Source organism: Desulfitobacterium dehalogenans ATCC 51507, from assembly GCF_000243155.2.
GTDB lineage: Bacteria > Bacillota > Desulfitobacteriia > Desulfitobacteriales > Desulfitobacteriaceae > Desulfitobacterium > Desulfitobacterium dehalogenans.
The window spans coordinates 903314-928574 of sequence record NC_018017.1 but is presented as its reverse complement, the minus strand read 5'-3'; the positions used below and the strand labels follow the sequence as shown (position 1 = coordinate 928574).

At 40.1% G+C, this 25261-nt stretch carries 32 protein-coding genes and 1 pseudogene; 1 reads left to right on the top strand and 32 read right to left on the bottom strand.

All coding sequences use genetic code 11. The annotated features are described in order from the left end of the window. Nucleotide 1: 1 nt before the first annotated feature. Both DESDE_RS04460 and glnA read right to left on the bottom strand, forming a co-directional pair. The gene (locus DESDE_RS04460) at nt 2–574 is read right to left on the bottom strand and encodes an ANTAR domain-containing response regulator (protein WP_014792842.1); all 573 of its coding nucleotides are present in this window, start codon (nt 572–574) and stop codon (nt 2–4) included. Between the two features lie 31 nt (nt 575–605). Further along, nucleotides 606–1934 carry a type I glutamate--ammonia ligase gene (gene glnA / locus DESDE_RS04455; RefSeq protein ID WP_014792841.1) on the bottom strand — a complete coding sequence of 443 codons (1329 nt, stop codon included), beginning with the start codon at nt 1932–1934 and terminating at the stop codon, nt 606–608. A 326-nt stretch (nt 1935–2260) separates the two neighbouring features. Here glnA and asnB point away from each other — a divergent pair, with 326 nt between their 5' ends. Continuing rightward, nucleotides 2261–4114 (top strand): asparagine synthase (glutamine-hydrolyzing), encoded by a 1854-nt coding sequence (gene asnB, locus DESDE_RS04450; protein ID WP_014792840.1) that lies wholly within the window; start codon nt 2261–2263, stop codon nt 4112–4114. A gap of 110 nt (nt 4115–4224) precedes the next feature. Here the strand turns inward: asnB and DESDE_RS04445 are convergent, their stop codons facing one another. The 30 genes and pseudogenes from DESDE_RS04445 to DESDE_RS04310 all read right to left on the bottom strand — a co-directional run bounded on the left by DESDE_RS04445 (nt 4225) and on the right by DESDE_RS04310 (nt 25255). After that, nucleotides 4225–5823 carry a hypothetical protein gene (locus DESDE_RS04445; RefSeq protein WP_014792839.1) on the bottom strand — a complete coding sequence of 533 codons (1599 nt, stop codon included), beginning with the start codon at nt 5821–5823 and terminating at the stop codon, nt 4225–4227. 205 nt (nt 5824–6028) lie between these two features. Then, nucleotides 6029–6643, bottom strand: a complete 615-nt coding sequence (locus DESDE_RS04440) for a hypothetical protein (RefSeq protein WP_014792838.1) — start codon at nt 6641–6643, stop codon at nt 6029–6031. Then, nucleotides 6640–7902, bottom strand: a complete 1263-nt coding sequence (locus tag DESDE_RS04435) for a hypothetical protein (RefSeq protein ID WP_242831337.1) — start codon at nt 7900–7902, stop codon at nt 6640–6642. The genes DESDE_RS04440 and DESDE_RS04435 overlap by 4 nt, the downstream gene beginning before the upstream one ends. Before the next feature lie 50 nt (nt 7903–7952). Beyond that, nucleotides 7953–8459 (bottom strand): hypothetical protein, encoded by a 507-nt coding sequence (locus DESDE_RS04430; RefSeq protein WP_014792836.1) that lies wholly within the window; start codon nt 8457–8459, stop codon nt 7953–7955. 90 nt (nt 8460–8549) lie between these two features. Next, nucleotides 8550–8981 (bottom strand): hypothetical protein, encoded by a 432-nt coding sequence (locus tag DESDE_RS04425; RefSeq protein WP_242831336.1) that lies wholly within the window; start codon nt 8979–8981, stop codon nt 8550–8552. Between the two features lie 12 nt (nt 8982–8993). Then, entirely contained in the window at nt 8994–9614 is a 621-nt protein-coding gene (locus tag DESDE_RS04420) for a hypothetical protein (protein ID WP_242831335.1), read from the bottom strand. Nucleotides 9615–9878: 264 nt separating this feature from the next. Then, a complete protein-coding gene (locus DESDE_RS04415; protein ID WP_014792834.1) occupies nt 9879–10286 on the bottom strand; it encodes a molybdenum cofactor biosynthesis protein MoaE in 408 nt (135 codons plus the stop codon). A gap of 69 nt (nt 10287–10355) precedes the next feature. After that, the gene (locus DESDE_RS04410; RefSeq protein ID WP_242831334.1) at nt 10356–11258 is read right to left on the bottom strand and encodes a hypothetical protein; all 903 of its coding nucleotides are present in this window, start codon (nt 11256–11258) and stop codon (nt 10356–10358) included. Nucleotides 11259–11407: 149 nt separating this feature from the next. Continuing rightward, nucleotides 11408–11872, bottom strand: a complete 465-nt coding sequence (locus tag DESDE_RS04405) for an immunoglobulin-like domain-containing protein (RefSeq protein WP_148269902.1) — start codon at nt 11870–11872, stop codon at nt 11408–11410. A gap of 236 nt (nt 11873–12108) precedes the next feature. Continuing rightward, entirely contained in the window at nt 12109–12582 is a 474-nt protein-coding gene (locus DESDE_RS04400) for a hypothetical protein (protein ID WP_242831333.1), read from the bottom strand. Between the two features lie 45 nt (nt 12583–12627). Beyond that, nucleotides 12628–13041 carry a GNAT family N-acetyltransferase gene (locus DESDE_RS04395; protein ID WP_014792830.1) on the bottom strand — a complete coding sequence of 138 codons (414 nt, stop codon included), beginning with the start codon at nt 13039–13041 and terminating at the stop codon, nt 12628–12630. A gap of 26 nt (nt 13042–13067) precedes the next feature. Next, a pseudogene (locus DESDE_RS20975) lies at nt 13068–13322 on the bottom strand (NAD(P)H-dependent oxidoreductase); the annotation flags it as partial. A 121-nt stretch (nt 13323–13443) separates the two neighbouring features. Next, complete coding sequence (locus DESDE_RS04390; RefSeq protein ID WP_014792829.1) at nt 13444–14136, bottom strand: hypothetical protein; 693 nt, start codon at nt 14134–14136, stop codon at nt 13444–13446. Nucleotides 14137–14246: 110 nt separating this feature from the next. Then, nucleotides 14247–14525, bottom strand: coding sequence for a hypothetical protein (locus DESDE_RS04385; RefSeq protein ID WP_014792828.1), 279 nt, complete (start codon nt 14523–14525; stop codon nt 14247–14249). Between the two features lie 25 nt (nt 14526–14550). Then, nucleotides 14551–15003, bottom strand: coding sequence for a GNAT family N-acetyltransferase (locus DESDE_RS04380; protein ID WP_014792827.1), 453 nt, complete (start codon nt 15001–15003; stop codon nt 14551–14553). Continuing rightward, nucleotides 14975–15145 carry a hypothetical protein gene (locus DESDE_RS22390; protein WP_242831332.1) on the bottom strand — a complete coding sequence of 57 codons (171 nt, stop codon included), beginning with the start codon at nt 15143–15145 and terminating at the stop codon, nt 14975–14977. Before DESDE_RS22390 ends, DESDE_RS04380 begins: the two co-directional genes overlap by 29 nt. Before the next feature lie 52 nt (nt 15146–15197). Beyond that, nucleotides 15198–15665: a hypothetical protein gene (locus DESDE_RS04375; protein ID WP_014792825.1), complete on the bottom strand. Its 468-nt coding sequence runs from the start codon at nt 15663–15665 to the stop codon at nt 15198–15200. A 136-nt stretch (nt 15666–15801) separates the two neighbouring features. Continuing rightward, nucleotides 15802–16635, bottom strand: a complete 834-nt coding sequence (locus tag DESDE_RS04370) for a methyltransferase domain-containing protein (protein WP_014792824.1) — start codon at nt 16633–16635, stop codon at nt 15802–15804. 140 nt (nt 16636–16775) lie between these two features. Then, nucleotides 16776–17207: a GNAT family N-acetyltransferase gene (locus tag DESDE_RS04365; RefSeq protein ID WP_014792823.1), complete on the bottom strand. Its 432-nt coding sequence runs from the start codon at nt 17205–17207 to the stop codon at nt 16776–16778. Nucleotides 17208–17304: 97 nt separating this feature from the next. Continuing rightward, complete coding sequence (locus DESDE_RS04360; protein WP_014792822.1) at nt 17305–17766, bottom strand: GNAT family N-acetyltransferase; 462 nt, start codon at nt 17764–17766, stop codon at nt 17305–17307. 86 nt (nt 17767–17852) lie between these two features. Continuing rightward, nucleotides 17853–18302 (bottom strand): GNAT family N-acetyltransferase, encoded by a 450-nt coding sequence (locus DESDE_RS04355; RefSeq protein WP_014792821.1) that lies wholly within the window; start codon nt 18300–18302, stop codon nt 17853–17855. Nucleotides 18303–18383: 81 nt separating this feature from the next. After that, a complete protein-coding gene (gene lepB, locus DESDE_RS04350; protein WP_014792820.1) occupies nt 18384–18914 on the bottom strand; it encodes a signal peptidase I in 531 nt (176 codons plus the stop codon). Between the two features lie 214 nt (nt 18915–19128). Next, on the bottom strand, nt 19129–20514 hold the full coding sequence (locus DESDE_RS04345) for an FtsW/RodA/SpoVE family cell cycle protein (RefSeq protein WP_014792819.1): 1386 nt from the start codon (nt 20512–20514) through the stop codon (nt 19129–19131). After that, the gene (locus DESDE_RS04340) at nt 20498–20845 is read right to left on the bottom strand and encodes a PadR family transcriptional regulator (RefSeq protein ID WP_014792818.1); all 348 of its coding nucleotides are present in this window, start codon (nt 20843–20845) and stop codon (nt 20498–20500) included. Before DESDE_RS04340 ends, DESDE_RS04345 begins: the two co-directional genes overlap by 17 nt. A gap of 174 nt (nt 20846–21019) precedes the next feature. After that, nucleotides 21020–21886, bottom strand: a complete 867-nt coding sequence (locus tag DESDE_RS04335) for a metallophosphoesterase (RefSeq protein WP_014792817.1) — start codon at nt 21884–21886, stop codon at nt 21020–21022. 144 nt (nt 21887–22030) lie between these two features. After that, nucleotides 22031–22471: a DUF4275 family protein gene (locus DESDE_RS04330; RefSeq protein WP_041917212.1), complete on the bottom strand. Its 441-nt coding sequence runs from the start codon at nt 22469–22471 to the stop codon at nt 22031–22033. Between the two features lie 102 nt (nt 22472–22573). Next, the gene (locus DESDE_RS04325) at nt 22574–22960 is read right to left on the bottom strand and encodes a nucleoside 2-deoxyribosyltransferase (protein ID WP_014792815.1); all 387 of its coding nucleotides are present in this window, start codon (nt 22958–22960) and stop codon (nt 22574–22576) included. A 112-nt stretch (nt 22961–23072) separates the two neighbouring features. Continuing rightward, complete coding sequence (locus tag DESDE_RS04320; RefSeq protein ID WP_014792814.1) at nt 23073–23600, bottom strand: GNAT family N-acetyltransferase; 528 nt, start codon at nt 23598–23600, stop codon at nt 23073–23075. A gap of 23 nt (nt 23601–23623) precedes the next feature. Beyond that, nucleotides 23624–24088 (bottom strand): hypothetical protein, encoded by a 465-nt coding sequence (locus tag DESDE_RS04315; protein ID WP_014792813.1) that lies wholly within the window; start codon nt 24086–24088, stop codon nt 23624–23626. A gap of 630 nt (nt 24089–24718) precedes the next feature. Continuing rightward, on the bottom strand, nt 24719–25255 hold the full coding sequence (locus DESDE_RS04310; RefSeq protein WP_050981810.1) for an aminoglycoside 6-adenylyltransferase: 537 nt from the start codon (nt 25253–25255) through the stop codon (nt 24719–24721). Between the last annotated feature and the right edge of the window lie 6 nt (nt 25256–25261).

The following is a 25261-nucleotide window of genomic DNA, read 5'->3' as shown; positions in this document are numbered from 1 at the left end:
TTTAAGTATAGTCCTTGATGATCTCTTCAGCCACCTGGAGTTGGGGAAGGCGCAAATCCATCGCTTTTTTCTGGATATGACGGAAGGCCTCCGGTTCACTCATGTTTACCTTTTCCACCAGCAGCCATTTGGCTTGTTCGATAATCTTACGCTCATCCATGCGCTTTTTGAGCTGATCCCGCTCACTTCTTAACTGATACATGGAGTTCCTTACAGATAATGCAAAGCGGGCGCTTTGAATCAAAGTAAGGCGGTTGATGGGTTTAGGCAGAATCATCGCCCCTGTGGATTCCAGGGCATCCTGCATATGGGACACCTGCTCCGGCCGCGCTATAACAATAATTCCAGCCGAAGTTTTCTCATGGGCATCAAAGACTAAATCAATCCCTTGCTCATCAGGAAGGGGCGTACTCACGATGATCAAATCCGGCTGTGCGAAAAAAAACTGCCGTCGTGCCTCATTGGCTGAATGAGCGCAGTTGACCGGATGGTACCCCTCTTTGATAAGTGTGTTTTCTATGCTGCCGGCCACTTCAGATTTTCCACAGACGATGAGGACATTCCCTGCGCTCATAACTCATCCCCCCTTATGCAGGGTTCCCTATCTAATAAGCTTTGAGATAACTGTCAATCTCCCATTGATGGACCATATCATCATAAGCTTTCCATTCTCTAGCCTTGGCCGCAGTGTACTTGGTAAAAATATGCCCGCCTAAGGTGGATTGAATCAAGGGATCTTTTTGCATCTCTTCAAGAGCCATGAGCAGATTGGAGGGTAAGCGCTCCAGATTCAGAGACTTTTCCTGCTCCGGGGTAAGGTGATAGATATTCACATTAACAGGCTCAGGCACCTTCATTTCCCGTTGGAGTCCGTCCAGACCGGCTTCCAGGAGTAATGCCAAGGTCAGATAGGGATTGCAGCTGGGATCAGGGCTGCGCAGTTCAAGACGGGTTCCCGCTCCTCGTGGGGACGGCACCCGCAGCAGCGGACTGCGGTTCATCGGGGACCAGGCAATATGGACAGGTGCTTCATAGCCGGGGGTTAAGCGTTTATAGGAGTTGACCAAAGGATTGGCAATGGCTGTAATCCCCTTGATATGCTCCAATAATCCGGCAATGAATTGCTTCGCTGTTTCGGAGAGCTCACCAGGTTTTTCAGGGTGATTAAATACATTGTTTCCCTCTTTGGCTAAGGACATATTGATGTGCATCCCCGAACCATTGACTCCGGGAAGAGGTTTGGGCATAAAGGTGGCATGAAGGCCGTTCCTTTGCGCCACAATTTTCACTACATATTTGAAGGTCATAATATGATCCGCCGCCATCAAGGCATCAGAATATTTGAAATCAATTTCATGTTGCCCTGCAGCAGATTCATGATGAGAGGTCTCTATTTCGAACCCCATCTCTTCCAGAACTAAACAAATTTCCCGACGGGTATTTTCTCCCTGATCGATAGGGGCTAAATCACAATACCCGGCAGTGTCGTGGGTCGTTGTGGTGGGCCGCCCTTCACTGTCCGTATGGAATAAAAAGAATTCACATTCCGGGCCCACCTGGAATACATAACCTAAGTCCTGAGCTTTTTTCAAGGTTCGCTTAAGAATATAGCGGGGATCCCCCTCAAATTGAGAGCCATCGTGATTCTTCACATCGCAAATGATTCTTGCTACCTTCCCCTGCTGAGGACGCCAGGGAATAATGGTGAATGTACCAGGGTCGGGAAGAAGAAGCATATCCGAAGCCTCAACCCCTGCAAACCCTTTGACCGCCGAGCCGTCAAACAGCACACCCTCATCCAAGGCCTGAGCAAGCTGGTTATGGGTTATGGCGATATTTTTCATCTGGCCAAAAATATCTGTGAATTGCATACGGATAAAGCGGACATCATTTTCTCCTACATACTTAAGACACTCTTCTTTAGTAAACCCCATGATTAAGCTCTCCTTTCCAAATGGGTGAAATAACCGGTTTTATCCCTCTGCGCTGCCGCTAAAAGGCATGGAAACCTGATACCTATAAAAAAGGGCGCACTAAGCTCCCTATTAGGGTCCTTAGAACGCCTTTGTTCTATACCTAATATATACTTTGTGAAAGTCCGCTGTCAATACAAGGACTTCATGCATGCTGTATTCATAGCAAAACCAAAATTTGTTTTCATAGAGGCACGATTCTTCCTCTCTCACATATATTGATTCTGAGACAAAGGAGTACTCTGACGGGTACTTCTTTGTCATTTTTGCTTGTGAGGTGCTGGTTCATGTGTTCCATTCTTGGTTTATTGAATTTTACCCGAAAAATTTCTCCCCAGGAGATACAAACTCTTAACACTATGGGAAAAACTTTAATTCATCGAGGGCCGGACCAAAACGGCCTTTATTATGGAGATCATTTTGCTTTTCAACATAACCGTTTAGCCATTATCGACATCGAAAAGGGCAGGCAGCCCATGACCGCCAGCCACGAGGGCTACGAATATACCATCGTCTACAATGGAGAGCTTTACAACACCGGGGATTTACGCCAAGAACTCCTTAAGCTTGGAGTTAAGTTCAGAACCTATTGTGATACGGAAGTGGTGCTGTACTCCTATATCCTCTGGGGAGAACAATGCTCCAGCAAGCTTAACGGTATCTATTCCTTTGTGATCTACGACTCTAAAGAAAAAAGGGCCTATCTTTCCCGCGACCGCTTCGGCGTCAAGCCTTTTTTCTACACCTTTGTAGAGGATGCCCTGCTCTTCGCTTCGGAAATCAAAGCCCTCCTTAAGCATCCCCAAGTGCAGCCCCAACTGGATCACCAAGGCTTGTGGCAGCTTCTCTATATGATGCCTGTCAAGGAAGAGGGCACCGCTCTCTTTAAGGGTATCTCCGAGCTGCCCACTGCCTCCCATGCTTTTTATACTCCTACTCCGGGATCTCCTGAAGAAGGGCTGAAGATCTCCAACTATTGGACCCTGGAAGCTTATGAGAATAGGGACAGCGAAGATACTATCGTGGAAACCACCCGGGGTCTTTTGGTGGATGCCATTGAACGTCAGCTGGTCTCCGATGTCCCCCTTTGCTCTTTCCTTTCCGGAGGGCTGGATTCTTCAGTCATCACCGCAGTGGCGGCCCAAAAATACAAAACCGAGGGACGGCAGCTTGCCACCTATTCCTTTGAACATGAAGGGAATAAGGATCATTTTCAGCAGACTCTCTTCCAGCCTCAAAGGGATGAGGAGTTTGCACTTTATCTGGCCCAGCATTTGCATACTCATCATCGGACTCTGACCGCTACAAAGGAGGATTTGGTAGGCTACCTGAATGATGCGGTAAATTATCGGGACTATCCCGGGATGGCAGACATCGACTCCTCCCTGCTCTTTTACTGCCGCCAAGTAAAAAACCACCATACGGTGGCTTTATCCGGAGAATGCTCAGATGAAGTTTTCGGAGGCTACCCCTGGTTCTATCGCCCGGAAATGCTCACACGCAGCTTTTTTCCCTGGATCCACGACCCCCATGCCCGTATCGGCTTGTTCAAGCCCGAACTGGTTCGTCCCCAAGAGGGCTTTGAATATACTTCGGGAATTTTCCGCCGGAGCGTGGAAGCTTGCCCTACGCTCCCCGGCGAATCGGAAACTATGAGAAATTCCCGCATCGCCAGCTGGCTTTCCATTCATTACTTTATGACCTCCTTGCTGGAACGCAAAGACCGGATGAGTATGGCCTCGGGCTTGGAAGTCCGGGTTCCTTTTTCAGATCACCGATTGGTCCAGTATGTCTATAATGTCCCTTGGGAGATAAAATTCAAAGGCGGTGTGGAAAAATCACTGCTCCGGGCCGCTATGCAAGACTATCTCCCCGATAAAATCCTCTATCGTAAAAAAAGCCCCTTCCCCAAAACCCATGACCCTCATTATGAACAGCTGGTATTCCATCTTTTCCGCAAGCGTCTGGGCTCCGGCAGCGGAGTACTGGCGGAACTATTGCAAAAGGATGTGCTCAATCGCCTTATAAATCCTGAAAACAAGACCTGGTTTGGCCAGCTGATGGGGGTTCCTCAATTAATGGCTTGGCTGGTGCAGCTGGATTATTGGTTTGAGACCTACCAGGTTCAATTGGAACTATAAGCCGATCCCCACATGGGCTTGTCAATAGAAGGCGGGTAAAAAAAGAGTATCGCTCTGTTCCTGATCGAACAGTCAGCGATACTCTATAAAATGTCATATCCTAACCTCTACTACAACCTAACTATCTCATGAACTCCCTTATATCTCTCCACATATTGACCTTGGATTTCATCACCAATTTTTAAGAAGGGTAATTTTTCTGAGACTTTGACATTGGCTATGAAGACATCACTCCGGCCATCGAGAAGGATGTAGAAATAGGTGTTGCCATCCATAACCACGCTCTTAATATCTGTGATTTTCCCTTGGATGCCGAACTCTTCTTTCGGTTCCTCAGGCGTAGGCTCTGTCACCGTTCCAGTTCTGCCGGTAAATGATTTTACAACCTCTTCAACCGAGTTCCCCACAATAACCTTTTGGTAATTCTGAGCATCCACCAGTGCATACATCTTGATTAACCCTGCCGCATCCTTTAAAGACATAAAATAGACCGGCTCACCTTCAATATTAAGGAGAAGAGGGAAAGTGGATAAATAGCGTTTCTCCTGAACTGCCCCTTGAGCGCTGTCCATAGCCGAGTATTCTTCGGCAGAGGGAATGCTGTAGAACGTGGTTTCTTTCGTCCGCATATTGATCAGGATAAATCCGATGTTGGATTCATCCCGCACCACGGAAGTGATCCCTGTATACAGATATACATCGTCGTTGAGAGCCAGGTAATTATACCCTTCGGTGGTGGCAAGAACACCCTTCTGACCAAAAATCGAGTTGATAAAGCCGTTTTGATAGCGACCGTTATAATTAACCTGACCAATGACAAGATCGGCATCATAGACCCGGTCCACCCATTCCGGAACCTCTTCTAATTTAAGCTTCTGATGTTCACCGGTGGTCGCATTAAGCATGATAACTTCCTTAATATCCGTTCCCCCAAAGAGTCCAATGGTATTATACCGCACAGAAACAATCCAATAAGGTACTCCTTGTTCATCGATTTCGAAGCTGAAATCGCCAAAGATATCCATAGGATAGTTCATCCGCAGATAACGCCGCACATTTTTAAAGAAGAGCTCACTCTCAGAGTATTTGATGCTTTGTTCCGGGGTAACGAGATCCACGACTCCAGTGACCATATCCACCCTGATATAGCTGGGAAGTCCCTCTTTGGTGTTATTCAGCCATTTAAAGAAGTCTGCATACTGCAAAGGAGATACCCGGACCGGTTTTCCTTGATAATTGATTTGCGTGTAATCGGGAGCTACATTGAATTGGGAAACCAACTCGACGATCTCACCCATTTTTCGGTCGCCAAGCCTCAAGGCAGTATCCCGGTCTACTGTGGGAATTTGATTGATGGGAAGTTCCGCTACATCCTTGGCAAAATCTCCTTCTTGCTTGTTAATAAGATTGGCGTAAGTTTTGGCATGGAAGATGGGCATGGAGTAAAGGAACATAATCCCGCCAACAATGGTCACAAGCAGGGTAGCCATAACGAGATAGGAGCCAATATGCTTTGTGAGGGTCAGTCTTTTTTCCACAAATATTTGATGAAGCAAGAACAGCCCGGCACCTATCCCCAAAACATAAATCAAAAACACCCAAAAACCGGGAGATTGCAGGTTGATGGGAACGAGCGCAAAATAATAGGAGATTAAAATGAACGCTATCCAAATTGCAGCGAGGATAAACTTACTGTTGGATTTTTTCATAGCCTTTTCCTTTCTGTTTAAAAACTCATAAGGTCTTGGTAAAACAATTACTATTTTTATAGTTTACCACGCTTTATATGAAAACTCCAAATTACTGCCTTCAGGAGGGAATATCTCCCGAGTATTGCTTACAAAAATGAAGGGCGCCTCTTAAGCACATTGCGCTTATAAAGCGTCCTCTAATAGCCCTTCACTGCCACAGTTCTTATATAAGAAACATAATGAGTTGGTATTCCGGTATACTTTTGATGTATTCAGAGTTGCTTGAAAGCATGCCGGACATTATCAAATCAAAGGTCAGGGAACGGTCGTTGGCTAATACGATGACACCACTATCTCTTAACGGATTACCAAACTGCCCTTTTAGAGTTAAAAGATGCTTAAAGGGCTTTCCACTTAAATCCTTCGCACTGGAATCAAATAAATAGTAGTAACCCTCCTTGTAGAATAAGTCAGTAAAAAATGGGTTGCCTTCATGCTCTGAATAGAACTTTGCCATGCGCAGAGAGGCAGTTTTTCCCTGGGAAGAAGCCGCCAGAAAACCATCCCACAAACTACCGTTGGCAACTACCTCTGAATCATTCATGACGTAATATCCGGCATTTTGAGCCATTTCAAGCGTGTACCTTGATGGTAAACTATTAAATCCAGTGTACTGGTCCATATTGTCGAAAGAAAAATCAAGGGGAGAGCTTTGCTGTACCACGGTAACGCTGCCTGTAAGCAACACTAAGAAGCAAGCCAGACAAACGACAATAGAAGCCCCTTTCTTCATCATTAATCCCCTTTCATCCACGCCGATACACGGCATCTGATTCATAGTTCCTCTATATCCCCGGATTCCAGGTCAATAACATAGTGCTTCATAGTAAAACCCCAAAAACCAAAGTACATTTTTCCATCCCTAATACGGTTGACCCGGATAACGTCATATGAATAATTCGGATAAAAGCCCAAGGAGTAAGTTCTTTCAATAGCCGCTGTTCCTAAATCAATTCTCATCAGTTTATCATTTGCAAACAGATATCCTTTTTCACCATCGATAGCGGCTCTGATTACTCCACCTTCGATTAATTTTCTGTACTTTTTTGTTTCTAAATCAAGTACTCCGAAGTAACCCGGTCTGCCTTCACTCGCCGGTTCCCAAGTATCGGAAAGAATATATAATTTATTGTCATACTTGCCTAATAGGTTATAAGTATAATTTCTATCACCTTGATACAGGCGTTCGGTTTCACCGGATTGACGGTTGACACGATGTATTGACCCTAAATATTCTTTAATAGTTGCATAGGCCGGCTCATTATTTCTGGGTGGTAGAAAATCCTTATCTCCGTAGTAGGACCACAGCTCATCTTCATAAATCACATTTTGTTTTTCAGATGGCGCATATTGAGTCTTTGGCATCTCGATGGGTTTATAATCCGGACTAAAATACTGAGCTATTTGCTCTACCGACAGCCATGTTTCTTCTGCACCATATAGTGTAAAGCCAACTTGCCTGTTTCTAGCATAACCCTCGTGATCACTTTCCCCCCACCAATAAGCACCTTCCCTAGGTTTCACATCAAAAATGATCACTGCGTCTATCCGTCCGGAACGATAGGCCTTCTTAACTTGTACGGTTTTAAGGTCATACTCCGATACTGCGTAATCCGGATTGCTGCTGTATAAGAAGTTGTCGAGAAGCAGCTCTGCATAGGCTTTAGGAGCCTCCTCATAGGATGCTTTTATCTGCTGTATATAACTCATCCCATATCCAGAATCAATATCCAGCAAAAAATCCCCGGAAGGATTAATCGTTACCTTTCCTCTTGTCGTACACCCGGATTGAACCGAAGGATCAACTTCTGCAACATTGACCTGATGGATATTTCCCCGTTCATCTACTGCCAACCAGGTATTATTTGTTTTCTTGATAAACACTACCTGAGTGGTGTACTCCTCTGCTAAATTTAGTTTTTCTGCTTCTGGAATATCTAATGATGTGCCTGCCTCTTGTACGCATCCGGTTACACCAAATATCAGTACAAATATTAGTATTAGAAGCATTAGCATTATCCTTCTTTTTCTTTTCATTTTCATTCCCCACCCCTTTAAAAATTGGATATGAGGATTTCCCAAAGGAATTATAAAAAAGAAAAGTATACTATAAATAAGTTGGCGACGAATAGAATTCCCATGAGCATATTCCACAATATATCCTCATCTGAACTTTTGCTTAATATAATCGAAAAGAAAACGATTATAAGGAGCAGCGCAAAAGCAACAAGTGCAAAGGGTATGAATGGATTTAAACCCAATAGTAATCCAGGATCTGTGTCCAACACCAATACCCTATACCCATTGAAAGTGTTAACAGCCGCCAGCATATAGAAATTCATGATATAAGCTTTTCTTCCCTTCCTATATAGGTTTCTATCTTTCTCAGCACAGTTTCGATAGAAGTGTGGATTCAGAAAAGAAAAAAATCTATGATAAAAATTTTCATTAATACTCAGCAATACAGCCAGTATCAAAAAGCTAAATCCCAAGGCTAGAGAAGATGCACCCGTTTTAATGATTAGCATTACAATAATAATTTGCAGCAACAATGCCAAAATACCAAATGATTTTAGATTTGACTTTAGATCCATTCCATCTCCCCCCGACCCTTAAAGCTGCCCTCTACGTATTCGGTTCATATAATTCATTATACTATTTTTACCCAGGAGCATCTTTTTGCTTTAATTCAATTTATCTTTATCCCGGGCTCTTCTATCCAATGTCAATAAAATAGCTGAAGCTAAATAACCAAGTGAAACCAACAAAAAAGGTCTAAAGGCGCTAGGGGTCATTACTAAGTAAAGACTTAGTGGCAAGGAGTAAATAAACACAACATACATTAACCAAATTACTCCATAAATCGAAGCAACTAATCCGAGAATCGCCGGGAGTCCAAGTCCTACAAAAGTTATTGGCAGCACTTCTTTAAATATATTTAAAATTGCCCATAATATAATTCCGCTCACCGAAGCTGCTAAACCAATAAATGCTCCAACTCTGCCTATCCTATTCATTTTTTGAAATGAATTTATAAGGCTTATCACTTGAACTCCTCCCCTCTTAGTTACATTTTCTATTCCAAAACCCAGATGCCATCCCCAAATCAAGTTCACTTAAGCTCGGCCCTAGCCTTGGTTTTTGAGCATATCCCCTAATTTTGTATCAGGCTCGTGATAACGGCGGTAAATATGGGTCAATGTCGTGTAGGTGCAAAGCTTGTTAAGCAGTGAAATATGAATAAGCCAAAAAAGAACAAGATAGGCTATAAAAAGTGCAAACAAGATGTAACTATAATTAAGCAGAGCATTAACAACGAAAAAATAGGGTCCTGTGGGCATGAGCTCACTAAGTCCATTTAATATATAGACGGATACCGGCAGTGTCGTCAAAAAATACAAGATAATGGCAAAGGAGTGACTCACTTCAACGGCTTTGTTAGGGCAATAACCCATGCATCTCATGCAGCTTTCACAAGTAAATGTCCAATATGGCCGAGGTTTGATATTTCCCACCATTTTTATAGCCTTAACCGGGCAGCTTTCAGCACATAAACCACAACCTGCAATCCTCGGAAGCAAAAAACAGTTTCGACAGAAAAAAACGCCCCTAAACTCTTTTTTCCCTTCTAAAACGCTGTTCATAAAAACATCAGCCTTAGCCTTTGCCCTGTCAATGATGAATCTGGAATTTACAAAATTCAGCCCCCGGTGCAATGCCATCCAGTTGGATGGCATATCAAGTCCCATAACTCCCCGAACACTGTACCCCTTTAATTACATGCCAAGGTGCTGTAAACCGATGGGTCGGAAACACCACTCCCAACAGATCACCAGAGCCTTTATCCAAAGCAGACTCATTCCGGCATCTGGTGATCGGATATAGTTCCGACCTTATCCCTCTTTGGCTACCCACTTTCGTCATCCATGCGGCGGCTCTGAAGGAATTTCCTGTTCCACTCATAAAGTTTATTATCAGGGATTTATAGTCCATACCTGTCTCCCATTGCCTGACTATTTTTGCTCAATTTCGGTAACACATTCGTTTTTAATCTTCCCTACCAGATATTGGAGAGCATCCACCACATGAGGCCTGATGTCGCCCCCTATCAGTACATACATAATGTCATCTCCTAATTCAAGCTGGCCTTCATTAAGCCAAACCCTAACATAAAAAATCCCCTTCATCTTATAGGTTTCGGCAATCACCTCATCAACCTTTGCTGCATCGTAAGCGAATTCCATTCCCTTAACCATGGACCCGTCATCAATTCCTTGGCGGACCTTTGCTTTAGGCGTTTGGCGCACAACGCCATTATGAACTAAGAACATCCCTTCCTGTATAGCCACTGGGTCAGCTTTTGCCTCTTTGAGCCATTCATCAATTGATGGCGATACTTTTTTCATTTTTCCATTAGTCATAACCTAGAACACTCCTTTATTTAGTGCTTTTAAAGCACTCTCTTTCCCGCAATACCACTCCCTGGGCAACTAAAAAATCCCAGGTATTAGGTAGGCAATATAAAGCCCAAGACCAAAGGATACTATATTTGCAGTCAGGGCATATAGAATAGCAAGTCTTTTTTTCGTCACTACCATACTACTATACTTGGGGAGAAGAATAGAATATATTCCTGCTTCAATGATAAACACGAATGCTTCCATCCAAATATAGTAAAAAACAAACATCATACTGCCTTGACTATAATTGATGACATTAAGCAAAATGTTAAGTATGGATTGAGTAACAATATTTACAGCCCCTATAATCAACAGTTGCTTTTTGGCTCTGAAACCAAACAGTAACGCAACCAAAATTTCAATTGCTATGGTTGCAATAATTCTGACAAAAAGAGAAATTAGTTCCCAGGTATAATCATAGTTCCTTACGGCTTTTATATTCTCAGTGGGTGTAATTGACCCTAACTCCAAACCTTTCGCATCTACACTATAATAACTGTGAAAAGCATAACGATCATAGACATCTTCACTAACAGCAAATTGGTCGTATTCAGGGAAGTAAATTAAGATTTTAAACTCAGGTGGAGGATAATACCCCCAGGTGAACTGGGAGGTTTCACTGCATTCTCTGAAGTACTGCAGAAAATAATACCCGTCTTTATCCTGATAGGAAATGAACTTTTCCCAAATCTCATAGTCTTCATCATCTTCATGATATCTCTGGTTATTAGGATGTTCACCTAAGGCACTATGAGGCCCTGTGGAAGCTATTTCAGATAGTAATGTTACATAATATTTATCATTTCCAAGGCCTTTGAAGTCAATCACCACTGAAGGTTTGGGCCCCATATCTGCATAGGCCGGTGCGGGCATGATAAGTATGCTTATTAAGCACAACATTATGAAAAATACTCTCTTTTGCAAAAGCTTCACCCACTTCCACTAAACCTACCCTATGGAACATCGTTAGAACGACTCATAGACCGCAAAATTCTTGAGCCGCCCTATTCTAAATCTCCGCTTCAATTGCTGATTCTTTCTTTAATGAAAACGAAGTGCCTATAAATTCAATAATTAATGAGTTAATTAATAGTAAATTCCGCTGCTAAATAGTAATTAGTGTACTCCTCTGTACCGCTAACCCCTTTTATTATGCGGTAATCACCTGCTTCCAAAGCCCTATAAAGATGACTCCAATCGACTGTCCATTCCCGCGCATATCCAGGAGATACTCCATAACCTATAAGATGAAATCCGTAGTCACCCTCTATGCTAACCGGAACCTTATACCATATTCTGTTGATTTTCTTTTCTAAATCAAAGAAATCTCCATAAGTACATTCATTGTTTGAGTTATTCACAATAGTTACTGTCAATTTGGTTGTGGGCACTGTTCCTTTCTTTATGGTCATAATAACGCCATCAAGATTATTGACTGCATAGTATGTTGTAGGCTTCCAGTCTGCTATGTCAATAGACTCCCTTGAAGCTTTTTTATTTATAGGGATTTTTATATTTACAGTCGAAGTACATTCATCAATAACCAAACTCCCTGTAATAAGGATTAAACACGTGGCCATAAAAATTAATGTTGATAGGCGTTTCAGTATAAGACTCCCCCCCTTTCTCTACATCCCGCTATGATAAGCGGTACTAAAAAATATCTATCAATTTAATTATTTGATAATTATTAAGTTATCTCCCACTGAAACTCAGCTTTCAGCCAAATCCCTGTTCTTCATTTTATATGCCATGCCCTTATGTCGTCCGTTCCACTAAATAATCATTTTATTATACGAAGACAGCAGTCTGTATCCTCAAGTAGTTCAAAACGAAGATTATTGGTTTGGGACAAACTCCACTTATGATGCACAATATTATCCATTTCATCTCCAAACCATAATGACCAAAGCTCTATACCACCTCCTTCATTAATATTCGAATGGAGATATTCCAAAAGTTGATTGATACATTTGTTCATACGAAATTTTCCATTGAGCCAATAGATATACTCCTTTTTAACATAGTTCTCCAATCCGTCAGGAGGGTTGGTACATAGTGAAACGGAGAGTCCACCTGTATCATTTTCATCTGGAATATACAGTGCTTTACAATCATCAGGAAGTTCATCAAGGTTCCAAAACGATTGAGGCCGGGGATTCATCTCTTTCAGATCCTTTACAGTCAGCTCTATTACACCCGAATAATTAACCTCCGGCAACTGATAGTCAGATGCCATAAAAGTAAATCTACTCAAATAAATCGCCCCATTCCATCCCGCCATGAATGGCGGGTCTTCACATTATTCTGTGGGTTTTCGCACCATGAATATTGACTCAACACTTTCAAAACCAAATTGTTCATACAACCCATGAGCATCTCTAGTTACTAAAGCGCTCCTGACATTTTTGAACTCCGGCGTTTCCAGAATACATGCTATTATTTTTTTGCCAAGACCTTTTTCCCTATGAATTCTATCTATATAAACATCGGATATCCATACTATCGTTGAATAGTCGGTCACAACACGAGCAAAACCAACTAACTCTTCTTCATGATATACTCCGTAACAAAAAGAATTCTCTATAGTTTTTTCAATAAGCTCTTTTGACCTATCCCTAGCCCAGTAACTATCGGACAAAAACTCCTTCACCCGATCCGCAGATATCAGAGATTTATCAGTATTTATTGTGTATCTCCCAAATTCCCATCTCAATCATAAATCCCCCAAAACAATTTCTGTTATACGAAGCTTATTATTTGATGCGCAAATGTCCGGGAAAGTATATCATATGGGACAAATATAGATTTATATCCTAAATCTCTTTGCGCAGCCATAGCCCAAAGGGAAGGTCCCTTTTCATCACCATAGTATTTATTCATTCCATATACTAATCGGTCCAGCAATGACTTCATTGGTGGCGTACAAAACCAGGAATAAATAGGTGTAGCTAATACAATTACATCACAGTCACATAGCTTATCAAATATTTCCTGCCCAGCCCTTATCGTAGTAATAATCTTACAATCATGAAAATTCATTTTTTCAATGATCTCTGTGTCTAAAGATTCTGATACTTCTTTGTGGTATTCTTGATATTCCTTCAGCGACTAATCTTTAGGGCTTAAATCTAAAAGTTTTAACTATATCGTCAAACAACCTTTCTTCGACTTCATCTCTGATTTGGTTATGCGAGTATATGGTAACCGTGAATCCGTATGTACCATCACTGATCATATACATATGAGGATACCACTTTCCAACCTCTGTGCCCATTAATAAAATAATTTTTGTTCCTTTATACTTATAAAAAGATATAGGTTCTTTCGTAAGAATTTGTCCCTCAATGGTTTCATAATCCAAAAACTGTATTTCTTCACCCTGTTTGAGCAAGATGACCGGAGCTATTTCAGCCACCTTCTTTTTATTGCTGTCTTCAAATACCGTGCCCTGCAATGCCCAATCCGCCGGAAAATTCATGGAATATTCGACTCTTTCATCTCCTGCTAAGTTTGTAGATCCCCTGCTCTCCCCATAAAAGATCATTTCGCTTAGCGAAACCTTAGCCGAAAGCTCTTTCCACTCATGATTCAATGTTGTAATCGTGAACTGATCTTCATGTGTTGATGGTGCTCTTGCCGATTCTTCTTCCGTCTCATATAAAGAGGGGTCTGATTGACTTGAGGATTGTTGTTGTACTTCACTATTTTCTTCACTTCCACTGGATGACATTTTGGTAAGATCTAAATCGCATCCAGTGACTAAAATCAATAAGGTCAGAAGCACTATAGCCCAGATTCCCTTCTTCATCCTACTCTCTCCTTTTCTAACTAGGCGGTTCCCAATACCATCTTTTTTCATTTCTTGTACGATTCTTACTATATGATTGGTGCCATAAATCGTTTCCCCAGCCAGATAAATTATTTTCTTTGACGCTTTTTATAAGTAAGGTATAAAGATATGACTGCAACCACAAAAACTTGCGGAATTAAAAACAACAATGCCAGACTCCGCGTTTCGTAATAGGTTAACACATCCTGAAATACAATGACATCAACTATTACCGTAATCAGTATCGACAACCAGATTAACTCTCTTTTTAAAATGTAGAACATAGCCAGGGAAACTATTGGTGGTATAAAGAACATCCCCACCGAAAAAACCCCTAAATACTCAAATGGTATAATTTTGATCCACATAGCTTACCCTTCCTACTCGAAAGCTTCATTCAAACTCCATTCCCAATAACACATATTCCTCATTGAAACCACATCTTCGATAGAATCCTTGCGCCACCATATTTGTCTTCTCTGTTCCTACTTCAATTTCATCAAAACCTCTTTTTAAAGCTTCTTCTTGAGCCATCAGAACCAACCTTTTTCCAATTCCTTTTCCGCGCTCTGCCTGCGTAATAATTAATTCATTAATAAGTGCTGTGCCACCCTTATGGAAAACCGTTCTATAAAAAATTACCGAGATGAATCCAACTACTTTTCCCGAAAACTCTGCAACCACATTCAAATATACTTCCGGCAGTTGCTCCATTTCTGAAAAAACTTTGCTTATACTTTGAAATGTGACTTCATCACCCTGAGCTACTTCCCTAAGCTCATTCATCAAAGTAACTACGCCAGTCAGATCATCCGTTTCACACAGCCTCACAATTACTTCCGACATAAAGAGTACCTCTTTTCGTTTTGTTCCAACAATCATCACCTACAGATGCGCGCTTTACTAATTCACTTTCTAAGCCTTGATTCCGGCATTCCTCATCTACAACTTTCTGTGATAATATTGCTTCCTTGCCTTCATAATTCACCCTGGCATATCCATTAACCTTTCCTTTAGTGCAGCCCCCTCCCGAAGTCTGGTTAATAGATTTCTTTGCGATGCTGTAGGTGAATGCCAATATGTCCGATCCCTAAAATCACTACCGAAATCAAAAGCCAGACTACTTTCCCATATATACCAAGCAACAAAAACGCAATAACAGGCAGTGTCGCACCAGCTACAGGTACACCGCAAAAGCTGCTATAAAAATCCCTCAATGTCTTTTGGCTTCTGAAATATCTAACCCACCAGCCTTCATACATGAGCATTAATATCACTGCGGCAATAAGCCACAACGTCCATGCCGACCACGGACGAAGATTAAAGTCTGAGAAAATGAGTGCTGTACAGGTAACAAGAACCTGACCGACACGTTCAAAGATCAGCAAGATCTTGTTTTCACTTTGAGAATCATATCCCTTTGGCTGATGTCTTATCCATATGAGATTAGGAATTGTCAACATCAGCAAGAAAATCAGTCCTACGTATGAAAAACCTAAATGCCCCATTGCTTATCCTCACTCGATTCATGTTTATCTGTATGTTATATGAATATATGCGATCACAATAGCCCCCAAAAATAATATCTACAAAGGAGTCTCCTAACCCACACATGGACATGCAGCGTTTAGACCCGAGGGACTTCTACTTTTTCTTACACTGGTATCTCTGAGTAATAATCTTATTCATCGCATGTTGGTGCGGTATACCAGAGGAATCACAGTCAACAATCACTTCTGAGCATTCTTGAATCAGCCAATCATGATAATATGTGAACAGTTCTCCTGAAACCCATTTACACGCAGTCGGCTCCTTTTCAGGAGGTGGATCTATGAATGGTTTGTTTACGAATACATTAAAAACGTGCAAACCATTGGGATTAGTAAATTGTTTATAGTTGCTAAACATTTCTTCCCGCAATTGAGGTTTCACATAATGAAAAACACCACTGGAAAATAGAATATCAAAATTAGTATCCAAGCGGAAATCTAAAATATCCGCCTTAAAAACTTTAACTTGGACGCCGGCATTGTCAGCGAGACGTTTGGTCTTCTCTATACCAGCATCAGAAATATCAAATGCAGTTACGTCATAACCATTCCTTGCAAAGAACACAGCGTCCTTCCCTTCACCGCATCCGATATCTAATAGTTTTAAATGAGTAGATGGCGGCATTAATTCAAGTACACGTAAACACATTTTTGAAGGCACCATACCCCAATAATATTCCTGAGTCTTATATTCTTCTTCGTAGATGGTTATTTGCTTATCATAAGAGATGTAACCCAGTAATTTATCAATACTTATGTCCAATACTTGTGACAACCTTGGCAACAGAGTTATATCAGGTAAAGTCTGAGCCGTTTCCCACTTTGAAACAGCTTGAAATGTCACTCCCAGCTTTCTAGAAAGCTCCTCTTGTGTAAACCCTTTTTCCTTACGATATCTGCAGATATTTTTAGCCAATTCCTCTTTCATATTTTCACACTCCTCTCTATAGGATTTATTTTATTGTTCGGAAAGGTTCGTTTCAATAACTCAATAGTTGAAAATCCAGTATATTCAACCTATGGTTGAAAAACTTTAAGGATTAAACGCTCGTTTCCGGCTCATCAAAATTATTTTAACTTCTTCTTAAATCCCTTATATACTTCCGGTCTATATCCTACAGATTCATAAAAATTACATGCATCAATTCTATTCGCTTCAGTAACAAGAATTATTTGGCTACATTTTTCTACTGCTCTTCTTTCAATCTCTGATATCAAAGCCCTACCAATTCCACGATTTCTATGGTCTTTATCGACTATCATATTTTCAAGAACCAAAAACGATTTACAATCCCCATACAATTCTTCACAAATCACCCCCATAACAGAACCAATAAGCTGGTTATCCTCAACTGCACTAAGTAATATGTGAGAACCATTTTCTTGAAACTTCTTAAACTGTTTGTACATCGTATCAATAGAGGATTCCTCTCCCCAAAATTGTTTATATAATTGAGCCAGTTGAGGAATATCCTCTATAATCATGGTACGCACTATCATTGAAATCTTCAACCTTTCTTAAAATGCTAGACCTCCCCAGGATTCCTGAGCATCATTACGTTCATATGTTCTAACTTTCTCATCGGCGCACCCCAAATTACTTATGTACCTTATACAATAATTGAGGTATCATACGTCCCCTTTTAAGTAATGATTCAACTTCGCCAAGAAAAATGGCACCTAGCTTTATATAAAAATCTTTTGCTTGTGGGCTTGTTACTATCACGAACTCACGAATTCTTAAGTTTTCACAAGTAATATCCACCATATGGTTCCATAATAATTTTCCATACCCCTTACCTATGCATCGGGGTTCGATAAAGAAGTATTCTAAAGAACTCACTTTATCGTTTACTAACAGACCATAGAACCCAAACACACCACAATGATCCTCAATCACATAAGTCTCATTATTCTTTATAAAATATTCAGTTACCTGATACATTGATTTGAACTTTTCCATATAATCGGAGTCATATCCCCAATAGGCCTCGGAATGATAAGCTATGTCCGATAATAATTGCCAATCACAAGCCTTGGCTCGACGAATATTTAACATTTGCTTCTTCCCTTGCTTAAAATAAAATTCCTATTCAATGCAACCAATGATCATGCTTATAACCTACCGACAAATCGGAATTTATCCTACAAGCTTAGCTCCATACCTTCCGCTGTCTTTGAAAATCCCAGCTTATAATATAATTGTTTGCCAACTTCAGTTGCATCTAGATTTAGATGGGTAACACCTTTTTCTTTCGCTTCGAATATCAGTAGCTCCATCATTTTTTTCGCAATTCCCTGTCTGCGATATGCATCCCGCGTATAAACATTCATAAAATGTGCACGCTTGCCAGTAGGATGACTGAATGTTGGCATTACATCGATATAACATATCGTCGCGCAACCAATAGGCACCATCCCATCCATTGCTACTATCGTAGTCTGATTTCCGTTAACAAAATAATCTTTTGTAATATGTCTGAAACCCTCATTGAACACATGATTATCCAACTTATTGACTTTCATGAGCATTTCATACCGCAAGGCTAATACTACGTCCAAATCAGCCGGAACTGCCCTTTTTATGCTTATCATTGATCAAGATCACCCCCTTAAGATGGATGATGGTCCACACCTCATGTGCTCCCGGGCCCCAAATTCAGCCGAAAATCAATTTTACTTTGCTAACCTTCCAAAACCTTCTAAAGGCCAATATCGAATGAAAACCTTCCCTATGATCTTCGTCTTAGGCAGTACACCCCAATAATGACTATCATTACTATTGTTCCGATTATCACCCATTACGAAGTAGGTCTCTTCCGGAACAATTTCTGGTCCATATGTATAGTTCGGTTCCTCCATTTCATACGATTCAATTAATTCTTTTTCGTTGATAAAGACTTTTCCGTCCTTAATCTCAATCTTATCGCCGGGAAGTCCAATAACTCTTTTTACATAATCGACTCCTTTTTGATCTACATTTAATGGAGCATGAAATACAACAATATCTCCCCTATTAATGTCTTTAAATCTGTAAGAGATCTTATCAACCAGCAACCTGTCATTAACTTGAATTGTCGGAAGCATTGATGGGGTTGGTACAACTCTAGCATCTACCACTGTCGCTCTTAGTCCCCATGAAAGAACAAATGCAAATACAATTATTTTTACAGCTTCTTTAATTTGCTTTTTGTATTCTTTCTTCATATATTCAAATCCCTACCTTCTCTCGAAATTTCCCCTTAATCCGAAAGTATCACATAACGTTTGAGGGTTTGCGATGTCGGTTATTACATTCATAGTACTCCCCGTTGTCGCAAACCCTCTGCTAAATGACGCTCCCGTCCTTATTCCACTCATTTAAAATTCAACATCCTTTGTAAAGGATCTTATCGAAAAACTTATTATGGGCTTAGCCAACTTATTGAGCCGCTTTAAGATTAATTATAATCTTTCCATCCTCATATTGAATTAAGGGACTTGACTTTATTCCAGCTACGCCAATGTTATCACTTACCAAACCACCGGTACGGAATATTGAAAGCAAAAATCCTATCAGACACATATTTATTAACAAGGCTCGCCCGCCGTAAGAGATTAAAGGTAATGACACAGGACCAAACAGTAAAAAGCCTAAATTGGAAGCAATATATGTCAAGAATTGTATAGCAAATGTTAAAATAATCGCTAATGAAACTATCTGACTAAGGATACTTTTTTGTCTTTTACTGATGATAACAGATCGAACAATAAAGGCTACAAAAACGAGTAGAATACCGATCAATAAAATCCAGCCAAATTTATAAGTCAAGTAAGTTAACAGGAAGTCAGTATTTATTCCAGGAAAAATCTTTGCTATCGGATATTGTCCATAATCACTTACAGGTAACCCCTCTCCAAATAGTTGTGAATGAAGCAGTAACCTTCGGATAAGAGTTGGCATATATCCGACTCCCATGGGGTCTGACGACGGATTCAATGCAAGTTGCAGTCTAATTCTAACATAATCTTGATTTATCATCATAAAAAACATAGTTAAAAAAATAACCGCGGAGGAAAGATATAACATAAGCAAAGCGTATAATTTTCTTACGTTAAACCATCCTTTGGCAATGGCAACTGTCAAAATAATAAGACAGGAAGTACCAATCAGAAAAAGAACCGTTGAGTTATGGATAAGTAATATTAAAAATACCGGGACAATTACTGACGCCCCACAAAAAGCAAGACCCCAATACCCCTCATTCCGCATCCTGTAAACAAGCCCAGCAAATATGGTAGGAAACAACAAAAACGGATAAATTACGGTATTATACCCGGCAGCTCTGACACCGAAAAACCAATAATCACCTAAGGTTATGGCAATGAGCAGCAAGTAAATAATCAATGAGTATTTCCCTACGATCGTAAAATCCAAAAAATAAGCGACCAGAAAAACTATAACGGCCAGTCCGGCCCAAGTAACCTGTCTGTAGAACATTTCCATTCCATTGTTGATATCCGTTCCCACAATGAATTGAAGAGTGAGACCTAAAATAATCAGCATCGCTGTCATGGCCAGCAGCGGCCAATCCGGCTTGGGCCTATGAGTACGGTCAAGCTGCTCACCGACCACCACAGGATCACCCATTTCTGCTATAGCCTTAATCGTAGCCATTTCCTCGTCAAATCCGTCTCTTTGAAACGCATCCTTTTGATCAGCCAGGTGGTTTTCGATTTCTTCTAAAACATAGGTTTGAGCCCTTTTCCATCGTATCTGCTGGCGGACAGTTTCCAAATAATCGGCAAACTTATTTGACTGTAGCAAAGTCTACACCTCCCAGGACATTATTTACGGCAGAGGTATAAACTTTCCATTCTTTTGTTTTCTCGCTCAAATACTTGCGGCCTGTTTTTGTAATACTGTAGTACTTACGCACCCTCAGATTGCCCGAGTTTTTTTCGTAAGAAGTGAGCATATTTTTTTGTTCCAAGCTGTGGAGTAGCGGATATAATGTTCCCGCTTTTAATTCAAATATGTTCTGCGATTTCTTGCTTAGTTCTTCAATCATTTCATACCCATACCTATCCGTTTCTTCCAGTAGTTTTAGGATAAGCATGGTGGTGCTACCGGTTAATAGACTTTTATCAATTGACATAAGAACAGCCTCCTTATATAGATGATCTATATAAGGGTATGATATATCGACAATCTATATATGTCAATAAATTCGACTCTTTGAGTTCCCAAATGTCACCCCCGGATTCGCTGTATCCGATGCCGTACGCCCTCGTTCTAGAGGCCGCCATGGATGGCGGTCCCTTATATACATCTACTTATTAGATAAAGTAATTACTGATATTTCAGGTTTATTAAAAACTCGAATGCCAAAGTTGCCGTTTCCTAATCCTCTATTGACTATCATATTTCGATCCTCAATAGAATAAATACCTCCATAATATTCAGGAAAAAAATCTCTCTCCGGTGAAAGCAGCCCTCCTTTGAATGGTATAATTACTATTCCTCCGTGAACATGACCTGATAAGGTTAAATCTGCTCCCCACTTAGCATAAGTAGTAAAATACAAAGGATTATGAGTTAAGAGGATATTATACTCATTGGAATTGGAGCTACCCAGCGTCTCCTGCATTGTGTCAAGATCATAATAAAGATCTTTTGTATAAGGATCATTCCTATCTTTATAATACTTGAGATTGAACCATAATCCGTACAAATTAATATGATCGTTTCCTCTCTCTATTTTAACCCCTTCATTATCTAAGACTGTAATTCCGTTATTATTAAGAAATTGAACAATTCTATAATCCATTAGAATTTGTTCATGATTACCAACTATATAATATATTTTGTATCGTTTAGCTAAATCAGCTGATAATTGATAGAAGACATCATAATTTTCATCAGAGGTATTGACCATATCACCCGTCATTACAATGATGTCAGGTTCTTCTTTATCTATTATTCGAATCAGTCTCCAGCTCTCCCTGCCAAATTGTTTGCTATGCAAATCAGATAACTGCAGAATTTTGAAATTATTAAATTCAGCCGGCAACCGTGTCGTGCTAATTTGATACCTGGATACTCCCACCGTGTTATTACCGAAATATAAAGCCCCAATAATCATTATCAAAACAACAATTAGAAAATGTTGTATCTTCTTTTTTCTATTAAACTTCATTTAGATAGCCTCCGTCGGAGATTAAGAAACTCCTCTGTTATTCGATGCTGTATACCCCCAGACCCAGAGGCCGCCAATGACAGGGGCCCCTTGAACTTCCGCATATTTTGGTACGCTTTAATAAGAAATGCGTGCCAAGTAATTTTATATTTTGGTATCTTTCCGACCAAAGTATGGTCCACATAGCAAAGTTTCATGTGTCTTCACATAAGTCCAGCTAAACTCTTTATCCACAACATAGATATCATATTCGTCCTCTAAATCTTCTGAGTCCAATATATATGCATTCTCAAGAATCAAAGCATGATCTGTGTGTTCCCAAAAAATATAGCAGGAGCCTTTATTCTCATTATTAAAGGCTTTTTCAGCTTCTTCGCCCTTTAGACAATCTCTTTTCTTATAACTAAACAAATGCCATAAGTATCCGCAAAATTCACTATTGTCCCAGAGACAGATATTCTTTTTCTCTTCGTTACTTAAATGATTAGCAAAATTATTTTCCCACTGCTTTCGTAGGAAAGCTCCCCTCTTCGGCATTTCAGTTACCTTAACCTTCTTATTTTTAAGCATATTTACTATCTCCATTATCTACCCTTCCTTATAGCTTTGTCACACAATTCCTTACAAATGTACACCAGCAAAGCACTCCGTAATCCGTGCATAGATGCGCGGCTCTGGAACAATGTGTTATCCATTAAACATTGTTTCTATATCCTCAAGTTGTTCATAAATAAGTACTTTCTTTGAAATCCCGAGCATTGTATTTGAGATTTCAGAACCCTTCTTTGCAATTATGTAAACTGGTATTCCTTTTGCATATGCGTATCCCGACTCTATTCCTAAACCAACACCTTTTTCGGTTACATCGATTACAACAACGTTGCTCGAATCAATTTCTTTGAAAGTTATTTCCATTAGTTCGTTTGGAGTAACCGTCACTGATCCCCATTTTTCTATGTCTCGGATGATGCAACTGGTCTCGTACCCTGCACCTTCGAGAATCGAAGATATTTTTTCGATTATAACCCTATTTCTGCAGTCATGATGATACTTAATTCCAATATATGCTTTCATAAGTCAACTCCAAATAATAAGTATTGCTTGTTAGAAGCTGGGCGGTACGCCCCCCGGAGCCAAGCATGTACAGCTGCCACACACCCAGTGCTACCCGAATGATCTCATTATGTTAGAGTAGTTTTTCATATAATTTAAACCAATTTAATCCGTAGTTTCCTAATCCTAAGTCAACCGTATCAATATATTTAAAACCACATTTTTCATACAACCTTATGGCAGGTATATTTCCTTCGTATACATCCAAACGAATTGATCTGACTTGTGATTCAATACCATGTTCCATTGAAAAGCCAATCAATGCATTACCTACACCACATCTCCAAAAGTTTGGGTGTACAACAAATGTATGTATAACAAAAACATCTGAATAGTCAGATTCATATTCCCATTTAGCTTTATAGTATGCAACTTCAGGTACATGATTTAAAATTACCGAACCAACTATTTTACTATTATATTTTGCCACATAGAGATTACCCTGCTCTATTCCATCAATTGCATCTTGTCTTATAGGATAAACCCCCTTTTTCCATCCAGGAAAGTTTATTCCTTTTGCCAAGTGGTCATTCAAATCATTATAAAGCTGTTCTAATTCATCAATATCATTTGCTTGTCCCAATTCAATATGAATGTTCATAATGTAACCTTCCCAAATTTACCTTAGATTTTATGAGTAACATTTATCGAAATTACTTTTACAATATCTTCTATATCTCCATTGGATCCAACGATTGATACAAAGCCTTTGTTCTTCTTGAAATAAATCTTTCTCCCATATACTCCAAAAGAATCAATATCAACCCATTTTAACAAACTCGGAAATGGATTTAAAATTATAATTCCTTTTTCTCTTATAGTTTTTTTACTTATTAAACTATGACTAATCATATATACACCTATCAGAAAAGTGGATATAGCATAGTATCCGTATCCTTCACCTCTTATGAAAAATAAATATATACATCCTACAAAACAAATTAGGCTTAATGCGGCATAGGGAATTGTCTCAAGACTTTTTACCCTAAGTAAAATTCTCCCTGACTTTTTTATTAAAACCAATAAAACAATAAGCATTACTAAAGGTAAGAGTCCCATTAAAGTGCTTAATATAATTTGTGAGTTCATACCTTTTAACCATCCTAACTAAATATTTTCAAGAATTATCTCAAATAGAATATGTAGCTTAGAACACTTCACAAAGACAACACATTTGCTTATAGGGGTGTCGTTTAACGTTCTAGGTATTCCCGACGTCCACCCGCCTTAGATAGCTCTTATCTTAGGTGGGGAGATGTGGTGCCTGAACCTTCCTCAAACTTTCGTATCTGACCTGCAAAATCATCTTTGCCGGTAGTTTTTCTGATTTAAATAGGTCCTACCTGATCACCTCCTTAGACGACAGCTCAAAATCGTACCAGTGACGATTTTGAGGTTTATCAAGGCGTGGTAGCTATAGACAGCTTGTCTTCCCCTCAAATTCCCAAGCGTTTGGGAATTTGGTCCATTAATGGGAAACTGAGGAATGCCTAAAAATACACTATCTATTTCTCGTATATTCCGCACATGGATGAGCGGCTCTTTGCGTACAGTTTCGGATAACGTCCTGAGGAGCCCCTCAGCGTCCCAACCACATTCATCATCCTCTAGTTGAGGGAATCCCCTGTTATCCGATGCCGTACACCCCTGGATCCTGAGGCCGCTATGGGCGGCGGCCCCTTGAACCTCCGTGTCTTTTTGTACACATATTTAATTGCCTCAGGAATACATTTCTGTTGCCGTTTTTGGTAACTCTCTTACATGGTTTAAATGTGCGGTCACACGTCTATCGTCACTATATGGATATATAAAGCCAAATTGGTCTGCAACCTTTTCTGCCATAACCCTAAATAAATTGCCTGCCGTAAATAAAGCTTCCCATAGGTTTTCATAGTTACTATCACAGTACGTTTTGAGGTACATATCCCAAACTTCAGCTTCAAGATATTTCTTAAAATGTTTCCCGCATTTCCCTACGCTAATAGTAAAATCCGTCTTTATGCCTATATACCACAATATCATTTTAAAAAGCATATCCCTAAGAAGCCTATCATACATGCACATGGCGTATGGTAGTTCATCACGCCATATTCCTTTGGCTACATAAGTACATATCCACCAAAACTCATTACAGCAGTCATTGTAAATTTTCTCGGTCGGCTGCTTAACAATAAAATCGGAATCACTCGTAGGGGGAAACGGTTCTATAATTGCGTCCTTATCTAACAGAAGTAGACTTTGACTCTCTCGCTTCATAAAGCT

Coding starts and splice junctions, on each gene's coding strand:
- DESDE_RS04460 (WP_014792842.1), bottom strand. CDS start 574: ATGAGCGCAGGGAATGTCCTCATCGTCTGTGGAAAATCTGAAGTGGCC.
- glnA (WP_014792841.1), bottom strand. CDS start 1,934: ATGGGGTTTACTAAAGAAGAGTGTCTTAAGTATGTAGGAGAAAATGAT.
- asnB (WP_014792840.1), top strand. CDS start 2,261: ATGTGTTCCATTCTTGGTTTATTGAATTTTACCCGAAAAATTTCTCCC.
- DESDE_RS04445 (WP_014792839.1), bottom strand. CDS start 5,823: ATGAAAAAATCCAACAGTAAGTTTATCCTCGCTGCAATTTGGATAGCG.
- DESDE_RS04440 (WP_014792838.1), bottom strand. CDS start 6,643: ATGAATCAGATGCCGTGTATCGGCGTGGATGAAAGGGGATTAATGATG.
- DESDE_RS04435 (WP_242831337.1), bottom strand. CDS start 7,902: ATGAAAAGAAAAAGAAGGATAATGCTAATGCTTCTAATACTAATATTT.
- DESDE_RS04430 (WP_014792836.1), bottom strand. CDS start 8,459: ATGGATCTAAAGTCAAATCTAAAATCATTTGGTATTTTGGCATTGTTG.
- DESDE_RS04420 (WP_242831335.1), bottom strand. CDS start 9,614: ATGGGACTTGATATGCCATCCAACTGGATGGCATTGCACCGGGGGCTG.
- DESDE_RS04415 (WP_014792834.1), bottom strand. CDS start 10,286: ATGACTAATGGAAAAATGAAAAAAGTATCGCCATCAATTGATGAATGG.
- DESDE_RS04390 (WP_014792829.1), bottom strand. CDS start 14,136: ATGAAGAAGGGAATCTGGGCTATAGTGCTTCTGACCTTATTGATTTTA.
- DESDE_RS04385 (WP_014792828.1), bottom strand. CDS start 14,525: ATGTGGATCAAAATTATACCATTTGAGTATTTAGGGGTTTTTTCGGTG.
- DESDE_RS04380 (WP_014792827.1), bottom strand. CDS start 15,003: ATGTCGGAAGTAATTGTGAGGCTGTGTGAAACGGATGATCTGACTGGC.
- DESDE_RS04375 (WP_014792825.1), bottom strand. CDS start 15,665: ATGGGGCATTTAGGTTTTTCATACGTAGGACTGATTTTCTTGCTGATG.
- DESDE_RS04370 (WP_014792824.1), bottom strand. CDS start 16,635: ATGAAAGAGGAATTGGCTAAAAATATCTGCAGATATCGTAAGGAAAAA.
- DESDE_RS04365 (WP_014792823.1), bottom strand. CDS start 17,207: ATGATAGTGCGTACCATGATTATAGAGGATATTCCTCAACTGGCTCAA.
- DESDE_RS04360 (WP_014792822.1), bottom strand. CDS start 17,766: ATGTTAAATATTCGTCGAGCCAAGGCTTGTGATTGGCAATTATTATCG.
- DESDE_RS04355 (WP_014792821.1), bottom strand. CDS start 18,302: ATGATAAGCATAAAAAGGGCAGTTCCGGCTGATTTGGACGTAGTATTA.
- lepB (WP_014792820.1), bottom strand. CDS start 18,914: ATGAAGAAAGAATACAAAAAGCAAATTAAAGAAGCTGTAAAAATAATT.
- DESDE_RS04340 (WP_014792818.1), bottom strand. CDS start 20,845: ATGTCAATTGATAAAAGTCTATTAACCGGTAGCACCACCATGCTTATC.
- DESDE_RS04335 (WP_014792817.1), bottom strand. CDS start 21,886: ATGAAGTTTAATAGAAAAAAGAAGATACAACATTTTCTAATTGTTGTT.
- DESDE_RS04330 (WP_041917212.1), bottom strand. CDS start 22,471: ATGGAGATAGTAAATATGCTTAAAAATAAGAAGGTTAAGGTAACTGAA.
- DESDE_RS04325 (WP_014792815.1), bottom strand. CDS start 22,960: ATGAAAGCATATATTGGAATTAAGTATCATCATGACTGCAGAAATAGG.
- DESDE_RS04320 (WP_014792814.1), bottom strand. CDS start 23,600: ATGAACATTCATATTGAATTGGGACAAGCAAATGATATTGATGAATTA.
- DESDE_RS04315 (WP_014792813.1), bottom strand. CDS start 24,088: ATGAACTCACAAATTATATTAAGCACTTTAATGGGACTCTTACCTTTA.
- DESDE_RS04310 (WP_050981810.1), bottom strand. CDS start 25,255: ATGAAGCGAGAGAGTCAAAGTCTACTTCTGTTAGATAAGGACGCAATT.